We start from the raw sequence: 8,982 nt of genomic DNA, 5'->3' as shown, positions 1-8,982 counted from the left end.
CAGCCCGCGCAGCGCGGGGAACAGGTCGAGCGCGTCGTCGACGCGCGACGCGCCCGCGGACCCCGCGCCGTCGGCCACGAGCTGCAGGTTCTCGCGCGCGGTGAGCTGCCCGAACGACTGCTGCCCCTGCGGCACGTACGCGAGCCCGCGACGGACCCGCTGGTGCGGGCGCAGGCGCGTGACGTCCTCGCCGTCGAGCGTGACGCGGCCCGACCGGACGGGCAGCAGCCCGACGGCGGCGCGCAGGAGGGTCGTCTTGCCCGCGCCGTTGTGGCCGAGCACGGCGGTCACGCCGCCGTCGGCGACGGAGACGTCGACGCCGTGGACGACGGAGGTCCGTCCGTACCCGACGTGCACCCCGGTGAGCTCCAGCATCACGACACCTCCAAGGACGACGAGGACGACGGGGCGGAGGCGGATGGGGTCGTCCCGGTCGCCGACGGCGACGCGGGTGCCGCCGGCCCGGTGGACGGCGAGGCGGCCGACGCGCGCGCGCCCGCGTCGCGGCCCAGGTACACCTCGACGACCTTCGGGTCGGCCTGCACCTGCGCGACGGACCCCTCGGACAGCACCAACCCCTGGTGCAGGACGGTCACGGACGACGCGAACGCCCGCAGGAACTCCATGTCGTGCTCGACGACGATCACCGTCCGCTGCTCGCCGATGCGCTGGAGGAGCCGCCCGGTCTGCTCGCGCTCGGACTGGGACATCCCGGCGACGGGCTCGTCGAGCAGCAGGAGGCGCGCGTCCTGGACCAGCAGCATGCCGATCTCGAGCCACTGCTTCTGGCCGTGCGCGAGCACGCCCGCGGGCAGGTCCCGCACGTGCCCGAGGCCGACGGTGTCGAGCGCAGCCTCGACGTGCTCGGGCACGTCGGTGCGGCGCCGCAGCATCGTCCACGGTCGACGCCCGGCGCCTGCCGCGATGTCGAGGTTCTGCAGCACCGTGAGCTCGTCGAACACGGACGCGGTCTGGAAGGTCCGGCCGACGCCCGCACGGGCGGTGCGGTGCGAGGCGCGCCCGACGAGCTCGACGCCGCCGAACCGCGCGGACCCGGTCGCGGGCGCGAGTCCCGTGATGGCGTCGACGACGGTCGTCTTTCCCGCGCCGTTGGGGCCGATGAGGAACCGCAGGTCGCCCTGCGTGACCGTGAGGTCGATGCCGTCGACGGCGACGAACCCGTCGAACACGACCCGCAGGTCGCGCACCTCGAGGTAGTCGTGCCGGAACCGCTCGCCGGGCGCGGCGATGACGGCCTCGAGGGCTTCGGTGTCGAGGCCGGTCGTGCCGTGGACCGGGCCCGCGTCGACCGGGCCCGCGTCGACCGCGCTCCCGTCGACCGGGCTCGCCCCGGGGCTCGCGTCGGTCGGGTCGGTGCCGGCGCGTGCGCGCCTCGGCGGCGCGGGATCGTGGCGCTCGGTGCTCATGCGTGCCTCCCGCTGACGGCGGGGTCGTGGACCCCGGACTCCTGGTCGTCGCTGCGCGGCGCGTCCGGCAGCACCGCGTCACCCCCGTCATCGCCGCTGTCGCTTGACCCGACCCCGGACCCGCCGCGCCGTCGCCGCCAGACCTGACCCAGCGTGGCCAGGCCGTTCGGCAGGAACGCGACGACGACGATGAACAGCGCACCCTGGAAGTAGGTCCAGAACGACGGGAACGACTCGGACAGGCTGGTCTCGGCCCACGAGACGCCGATCGCGCCGAGCACCGGTCCCAGCAACGTCGCCCGGCCACCGATGGCGACCCCGACGAGGAACGCGATGGACGGCACGACGCCGACGTCGGCGGGCGAGATGATCCCGACGATGGGCGTGAACAGCGCCCCGCCGATCGCGGCGAACGCGGCGGCGACGGTGTAGGCGACGACCTTGACGAGCGCGGGGTCGTAGCCGAGGAACCGGACGCGGTTCTCCTGGTCGCGGACGGCGACGAGCAGCTCGCCGTAGCGGGACCGCATGAGCAGCCGGACGGCGGCGACCATGAGCAGCAGCACGACGGCGGCGATGTAGTAGAGCATCCGCTTGTTCACCGGGTCGGACAGGTCGTAGCCGAAGAAGCCCTGGAACCCGTTGAGCCCGTTGGTGCCGCCGGTGACCTTCTGCTGCCCGATGAGCAGGATCGCGAAGGCCGCCGCGAGCGCCTGCGACAGGATCGCGAAGTACGCGCCACGGACGCGCCGCTTGAACACCGCCAGCCCGAGCAGCGCCGCGACGCCGGCCGGCAGCAGGAGGATCGCCAGGATCGTCACGACCGGTGAGCGGAACGGCTCCCACCAGCCCGGCACGGTCCCGTCGCCGTACAGCAGCATGAAGTCGGGCACGCCGCCCGGTCCGGCGTCGGCGAGCTTGAGGTGCATCGCCATGAGGTACCCGCCGAGGCCGAAGAACACGCCCTGCCCGAGCGTGAGCATCCCGCCGCGGCCCCACGCGAGGCCGATGCCGACGGCGACCATCGCGAGGCACAGGAACTTGCCGAGCAGGTTGAGCCGGAAGTCCGACAGCACGGCGGGTGCGACGCCGAGCAGCAGCGCGGCGGCGAGCAGGAACCCGCCCCAGACGCGGGCGCGGGGACCGAGCCGGGCGCTCATGCGAGGCTCCGGGTCCGCACGGACACCAGTCCCTGCGGCCGGACCTGCAGGAACGCGACGATGATGACGAACACGAGCACCTTGGCGATCGACGCGGTCGTCGAGTACTCGATGCCGGCCTGCAGCAGCCCGAGCCCGACGGCCGCGATGACCGCACCCTTGAGCTGCCCGATGCCGCCGACGACCACGACGAGGAACGCGTCGACGATGTAGTTCGTGCCGAGCGTCGGGCCGATCGACCCGAGCAGCGTGAGCGCGACACCCGCGACCCCCGCGACGCCGGACCCGAGGAAGAACGTGAGCCGGTCGGTCGCGCGCGTCGAGATGCCCGACGTCTCCGCGAGGTCCCGATTCTGCACGGTCGCACGGATGCGCCGGCCGAGCGGCGTCCACCGCAGCGCGAGGGACAGCGCGACGACCGCGAGGACCGCGAGCGCGAGGATGAACAGGCGCGTCTTGGGGATGCCGACGCCGAGGATCTCGACCGCGCCGGACAGCCAGGACGGCGCCCGCACGTCGACGTTCGGCGCCCCGAAGACGTCGCGCGCGGCCTGCTGGAGCACGAGCGCGACGCCGAACGTCACGAGCAACGTGTCGAGCGGCCGCTTGTACATCCGGGAGATGAGCGCGACCTCGAGGATCAGGCCGAGCAGCCCGCCGACGAGGAACCCGATCACGAGGGACACGAGCAGCGAGACGCCCGCGTCGGCGATCACGCCCTGCACGACGAACGCGGTGTACGCGCCCGCCATCATGAACTCGCCGTGCGCCATGTTGATGACGCCCATCTGACCGAACGTCAGCGCGAGCCCGAGCGCCGCGAGCAGCAGCACCGACCCGAGGCTGAGCCCGGCGAAGAGCTGGGAGACGAGGGCGTCCATGCGCGGCCCGTCCTTTCCTGTGGTCCGGGGACGAGGGTGCGGTGGTGCCCCGACGCGCGTGCGTCGCGCCGGGGCACCACCGGTCAGCGGGTCAGGACAGGCCCTCGGCCCAGTCGTAGCCCTCGAGGAACGGGTCCGGCTCGATCGGGCCGTCGGACGACCACTCGGTGTAGATGAGGCCGTCGGGGCCGATCTTCCCGATGAGCGCGGTCTTGGCGATGTGGTGGTTGTCGCCGTTCACGGTGACGGTGCCCTCGGGGGCGTCGAACGACACCCCGTCGGCCGCCTCCTGGATGTCCGCGACGTCGAAGGACTCGGCCTTCTCGACCATGCCCTTCCACAGGTAGAGCGACGTGTACGCGGCCTCCATCGGGTCGCTCGTCACGCGGTCGTCGCCGTACTTCGCCTTGAACGCGGCGACGAAGTCGGCGTTCTCCGGGGTGTCGACCGTCTGGTAGTAGTTCCACGCGGTGAGCTGGCCCTCGATGTTCTCGATGCCGATGCCGCCGACCTCCTCCTCCGCGATCGACACGGAGACGACGGGCAGCGCGTCGGCGGTGAGGCCGACGTTCTTGTACTCCTTGAAGAACGCGACGTTCGAGTCGCCGTTGAGCGTGTTGAACACCGCGTCGGCGCCCGAGCCCTTGAGCTTGGTGACGATCGTCGCGAAGTCGGTGTGACCGAGCGGTGCGTACTCCTCGCCGACGATCTCGACGCCGTTCGCCTCGGCCCAGGCGACGATCTCCTTGTTCGCCGTGCGCGGGAAGACGTAGTCCGACCCGACGAGGAACAGCTTGGTCTTGCCCTGCTCCTTGAGGTACTCGACGCCCGGCAGGATCTGCTGGTTGGTCGTCGCGCCCGTGTAGAAGATGTTCGGCGACGCCTCGAGGCCCTCGTACTGGACCGGGTAGAACAGCAGCGCGTCGTTGCTCTCGAACACCGGCAGCATCGCCTTGCGCGACGACGACGTCCACCCGCCGAAGACGGCCGCGACGCAGTCGGACTTGATGAGCTTCTCGGCCTTCTCGGCGAACACCGTGGGCTCGGACGCACCGTCCTCGCCGACGATCTCGAGCTGCTTGCCGAGCACGCCGCCACCGGCGTTGATCTCCTCCGCCGCGAGGTCGAGCGCGTCACGCACGGTCTGCTCGGAGATCGCCATCGTGCCCGACAGCGAGTTGAGGAAGCCGATCTTGATCGAGTCGCCGGACGTGTCGACGCAGGACGTCGAGCCCGACGCGCTGGAGTCGCCCGAGGAGCCGGCATCGGTCCGGGAGCCGCAGGCCCCGAGGGCCAGGACGAGCGCGACGGCGGCCGGGGCGGCGAGCGCGCGGGTGGTGAGGAGTCTGGTCAACGGACGTGCCTTTCGCTGGGGACGAGCTCACGGACGAACCGGACGAGGCACGAGGACAGCCGCAGGCACCGCGCTGTGTCCCGAGGTGTATACATCCCTGTGCCCATGCCCGGAGACGCTAGGGACGGGATGTTTCCGCCAGCCCTCCGGTCGCGTGAACGGTCTGTTTCGCCCAGGTCCCGGTTCGGCCACGGCGGTCGGTCCGTCGGGCGCGGTCACGTCCGGCGTACGCTCCCGACATGCCGCACCTGCGTCCGCTCGACCAGTCCTCCAAGCTGAAGAACGTCCTCTACGAGATCCGCGGCGCGGCGCTCGACGAGGTCGCACGGCTGGAGGCCGAGGGGCACACGATCCTGCGGCTCAACACCGGCAACCCCGCGGCGTTCGGGTTCGAGGCGCCGCACCAGATCGTGCGCGACGTCATCGCGTCCATCCCGAGCGCGCACGGGTACACCGACTCGCGCGGCATCCTGTCGGCCCGCCGGGCGATCGTCACGCGGTACGAGACCGAGCCGGGCTTCCCGCAGATCGACGTCGACGACGTGTTCCTCGGCAACGGCGTCTCCGAGCTCATCACGATGGTCATGCAGGCGCTGCTCGACGAGGGCGACGAGGTGCTCATCCCGTCGCCCGACTACCCGCTCTGGACCGCGATGACGTCCCTGTCGGACGGTGTGCCCGTGCACTACCGGTGCGACGAGTCGAACGGCTGGCAGCCGGACCTCGACCACCTGGAGTCGCTGATCGGGCCGCGCACCAAGGCGATCGTCGTCATCAACCCGAACAACCCGACGGGCGCGGTCTACTCGCGCGAGACGCTGACGGCCATCGCCGACATCGCCCGACGCCACTCGCTGCTCGTGCTGGCCGACGAGATCTACGACCGCATCCTCTTCGACGGCGCCGTGCACACGCCGATGGCGACCGTCGCGCCCGACCTGCTGACGCTCACGTTCAACGGCCTGTCGAAGACGTACCGCGTCGCCGGCTACCGGTCCGGGTGGCTGGTCGTGACGGGCCCGCGCGAGCACGCCGCGGGGTTCCTGGAGGGCATCGAGCTGCTGGCCTCCACGCGGCTGTGCCCCAACGTGCCCGCGCAGCACGCCGTGCAGGCCGCGCTCGGCGGCGTCCAGTCCATCGAGGGGCTCATCGCGCCCGGCGGGCGGCTGCACGAGCAGCGCGAGGTCGCGTGGCGCGGCCTGACGTCGATCCCCGGCGTCACGTGCGTGCGCCCCGACGGCGCGCTCTACCTCTTCCCGCGTCTCGACCCCGAGGTGCACGAGATCCATGACGACGCGCGCCTGGTCCACGACCTGCTCGTGAGCGAGCACATCCTGCTGGTGCAGGGCACGGGCTTCAACTGGCCCACCCCCGACCACCTGCGCGTCGTCACGCTCCCCGAGGCACGCGTCCTCGCGGAGGCCGTGGAACGCATCGGCAACTTCCTGTCGTCCTACCGGCAGTAGCCTTCCGGGCCTCGCAGCGCTCTCGTCGAGACCGACATGGATGCCGTCCGGCACCCGTGAGCGACCAGCATGTCGGTCTCGCCGGAGACGGGCGCCCGAGCCGCGCCGGGCTGGGAGACTCTCCCGGTGATCCGGTATCCCCGTCCCCTGGTCCACGGTGACGTCGTCGCGGTCCCGGCACCGTCCGCCGGCGTCGAGCCGCGGCACGCCGCGCGGCTCGACGTGGCCGTCGCGTCGCTGCGGGCCCGCGGGTGGCAGGTGCGCGTGGGCGACCTCGTCCGTGGTGAGGGCGTCGCGAGCGGTCCCGCACCGGCGCGTGCCGCGGAGATCACCGGCTTCCTCACCGACCCGGACGTCCGCGCCGTCGTCCCGCCGTGGGGCGGCGAGATCGCGATGGACCTGCTGGGCCTGCTCGACTGGGACGCGCTCGGCGAGGACCCGACATGGTGCGTCGGCTTCTCCGACATCTCGACGCTGCTGCTCCCGCTCACCCTGCGCACGGGCGTCGCGACGCTGCACGGGCAGAACCTCATGGACACGCCGTACCGGGTCCCGTCGCCGCTGCTGCCCTGGACGGACGTGGTCATCGCGCCGGCCGGCGCGACCCTGACGCAGGGCGCGGCCCAGGCGTACCGCGGCAGCGGCTTCGACGACTACGAGGTCGACCCCGGTGTCGACCGGTTCACGCTCGACGCCCCGGGCGGGTGGACGCGCGTCGACGCGGAGGGCGACGTGGACGTGCGCGGCCGGCTCGTCGGCGGCTGCCTGGAGACCGTGTCGCACCTCGCCGGGACCCCGTACGGCGACGTGGCCCGATTCGCGGCGACGCACGCGCCCGAGGGGCTGGTCGTCTACGTCGAGTCCGCCGAGTCGCACGCCGCCGACACGACGCGCCGTCTGCTCGGCCTGCGGTACGCCGGCTGGTTCGACGCCGCGACGGCGGTGCTGGTCGGACGCACGCGGGGCGCCGACCTGCCGGGGTGGACCCAGCACGACGCGGCCCGGCACGCGCTCGGCGACCTAGGCGTCCCGGTCCTGGTCGACGTCGACTGCGGCCACGTCCCGCCGCACCTGTCCCTGGTCAACGGCGCGCTCGCCCACGTGACGCACACGGCGGCGGGCTCGTCGATCACCCAGCACCTCGTCTGACACTTCACCGCAGACGTCGGACGCTCGAACGCCCCGTCGAACGCACCATCACGTCCGTCTGAAGCCCCGAGGACGTGCCTGGTGTTGCGTTCGGCGCCGCATGACGCCGTGTCGGCCGGCGGACGACGGACGGGAGGCGCGTCGGGCGGCCGGTCAGGAGGCGGCGAAGCGGGCGTGCACGCGTGCGGCGACGGTGATGTCCTCCGGCTTGAGGTCGAGGCCGCCCGCCGGCCCGGCGGCGGCGGCCGCGCGCGACATCTGCGCCACGCCCGGGTCGCTCGTCGGACGGGACTGGTCGCCCAGCATCCCGGGGTCGGCGACGGCGAGCGGGCGCACGGCCGACAGCCCGAGCGCCTGCGCGTAGGTCGTGGCCGTCGCGACGGCGTCCTGGACGGCCCGCGTACGGGCGTCGGCGGTGAGCCGCGTCTTCGTCACCTCGGTGAGCGCCCACTCGATCCCGCTCACGGTCACGCCGTCGCGTGCGGCGACGTCCTCGACCCACGCGGCCAGGCGCGCGAGGTCGCGGAACTTCACGTCGAGCCGGACGGCGGCGTGGTGCACGAGGGGCAGCTGCTTGCCGTCCTTGTTCCACGGCCGGTCGGACCACACCCGGATCCGGTCGGACGACCACCACGTGACGGCGGGTGCCGCCGGGTCGGTGAGGCGCTTCGCCTCGTCGGCCAGGCGGCCGTGCTCGCGGAGCGTCCGCTCGACGACGCGCTCGCGGTCGGGGCCCTCGAAGCCGACCGTCAGCACGACGGTCCCGCGCTCGGCCGGGTGGTGGTGGTCGAACCGTCCTTCGACGGTCACGGTCGTCTCGTGCACACCGCGGAGCGTAACCGTCAGACGATCTTCGGGAACGCCAGCAGGAACGCGGTGCCGGCGACCAGCAGCACGAGCGCGACGCCGAGGACGACCCAGCGCAGGCGCTCGGTGCGGCCGCGGGTCGACAGCGACGCGAAGAACAGGACGAGCGCGAACAGCACCGTGAGGAACGTGTACCGGTCGCTCCGCTCGTCGAGGACGAGCCCGCGGGCGAACCACTGCTCGGCGCGCTGGTCGGCGGCCGCGGCCTCGGCGGTCCCGGGCGGCTCGTACGACGGCATCGCGAACGGGCTGCGCGGCGCGGACGGGTCCTGCAGCGGCTTGAGCGCGAGCCACTCGTCGACCGCGGGCGCGAAGTGCGGGCTGAACCGCTCCCGGACGAACTCCGCCAACGGCTGGTCGTCCTGCGCGACGGCCTCCACCCACACCGCGAACGTCTGCAGGTCGTAGCCGCGCGCCGCGTCCGCCTCGGCGGCGTGCCGGCTCGCCTCGATGCGCGACGACGACGCCTTGGAGAAGGCGATCGACATCTCGCCGCCCCACTGGCTCGCCTCGAACACGCTCCACGCGGTGAGGACGGCGGTCACCGACAGGACGACGACGGTGACGATCTCGCGGACGTGCCCCTCGCAGCGCGCGTGGGCGTGCGGCCGGTGCGCGTCCGCGTGCGCGGCCGCGTGCTCGTCCGCGCGGTCCGCGGTGGCGTGCTCCCCCTCGCCG

The 8,982-nt window shown here is 72.7% G+C and carries 9 protein-coding genes; 2 read left to right on the top strand and 7 right to left on the bottom strand.

What is annotated here, in order from left to right; translation table 11 throughout:
• From HGA02_RS05155 to urtA, 5 genes are all read right to left on the bottom strand, one after another.
• The coding region (locus tag HGA02_RS05155; protein WP_168678093.1) for an ATP-binding cassette domain-containing protein at nucleotides 1-375 on the bottom strand (375 nt) is incomplete at its 3' end.
• The gene (gene urtD / locus HGA02_RS05150; RefSeq protein WP_210728193.1) at nucleotides 375-1,427 is read right to left on the bottom strand and encodes an urea ABC transporter ATP-binding protein UrtD; all 1,053 of its coding nucleotides are present in this window, start codon (nucleotides 1,425-1,427) and stop codon (nucleotides 375-377) included. The genes HGA02_RS05155 and urtD, both read right to left, overlap by 1 nt.
• Nucleotides 1,424-2,587, bottom strand: a complete 1,164-nt coding sequence (urtC, locus tag HGA02_RS05145; protein WP_168678092.1) for an urea ABC transporter permease subunit UrtC — start codon at nucleotides 2,585-2,587, stop codon at nucleotides 1,424-1,426. Before urtC ends, urtD begins: the two co-directional genes overlap by 4 nt.
• Nucleotides 2,584-3,468, bottom strand: a complete 885-nt coding sequence (urtB, locus tag HGA02_RS05140; protein ID WP_168678091.1) for an urea ABC transporter permease subunit UrtB — start codon at nucleotides 3,466-3,468, stop codon at nucleotides 2,584-2,586. Before urtB ends, urtC begins: the two co-directional genes overlap by 4 nt.
• Nucleotides 3,469-3,559: 91 nt before the next feature.
• Nucleotides 3,560-4,822: an urea ABC transporter substrate-binding protein gene (gene urtA, locus HGA02_RS05135; protein ID WP_168678090.1), complete on the bottom strand. Its 1,263-nt coding sequence runs from the start codon at nucleotides 4,820-4,822 to the stop codon at nucleotides 3,560-3,562.
• 239 nt (nucleotides 4,823-5,061) lie between these two features.
• Between urtA and HGA02_RS05130 the strand changes: the two genes are divergently transcribed.
• Entirely contained in the window at nucleotides 5,062-6,288 is a 1,227-nt protein-coding gene (locus HGA02_RS05130; protein ID WP_168678089.1) for a pyridoxal phosphate-dependent aminotransferase, read from the top strand.
• A 126-nt stretch (nucleotides 6,289-6,414) separates the two neighbouring features.
• Nucleotides 6,415-7,437, top strand: coding sequence for a S66 family peptidase (locus HGA02_RS05125; RefSeq protein WP_343035279.1), 1,023 nt, complete (start codon nucleotides 6,415-6,417; stop codon nucleotides 7,435-7,437).
• 153 nt (nucleotides 7,438-7,590) lie between these two features.
• Here the strand turns inward: HGA02_RS05125 and HGA02_RS05120 are convergent, their stop codons facing one another.
• Together HGA02_RS05120 and HGA02_RS05115 are read right to left on the bottom strand one after the other, a co-directional pair.
• Nucleotides 7,591-8,262, bottom strand: coding sequence for an SIMPL domain-containing protein (locus HGA02_RS05120; protein ID WP_168678087.1), 672 nt, complete (start codon nucleotides 8,260-8,262; stop codon nucleotides 7,591-7,593).
• Between the two features lie 17 nt (nucleotides 8,263-8,279).
• Nucleotides 8,280-8,982: hypothetical protein (locus HGA02_RS05115; RefSeq protein ID WP_210728192.1), on the bottom strand; the 703-nt coding region annotated here is incomplete at its 5' end.

The organism is Cellulomonas septica, from assembly GCF_012396155.1.
Taxonomy (GTDB): domain Bacteria; phylum Actinomycetota; class Actinomycetes; order Actinomycetales; family Cellulomonadaceae; genus Cellulomonas; species Cellulomonas septica.
This window is presented reverse-complemented; position numbering and strand designations above follow the sequence as displayed.

Coding starts and splice junctions, on each gene's coding strand:
- urtD (WP_210728193.1), bottom strand. CDS start 1,427: ATGAGCACCGAGCGCCACGATCCCGCGCCGCCGAGGCGCGCACGCGCC.
- HGA02_RS05130 (WP_168678089.1), top strand. CDS start 5,062: ATGCCGCACCTGCGTCCGCTCGACCAGTCCTCCAAGCTGAAGAACGTC.
- urtC (WP_168678092.1), bottom strand. CDS start 2,587: ATGAGCGCCCGGCTCGGTCCCCGCGCCCGCGTCTGGGGCGGGTTCCTG.
- urtB (WP_168678091.1), bottom strand. CDS start 3,468: ATGGACGCCCTCGTCTCCCAGCTCTTCGCCGGGCTCAGCCTCGGGTCG.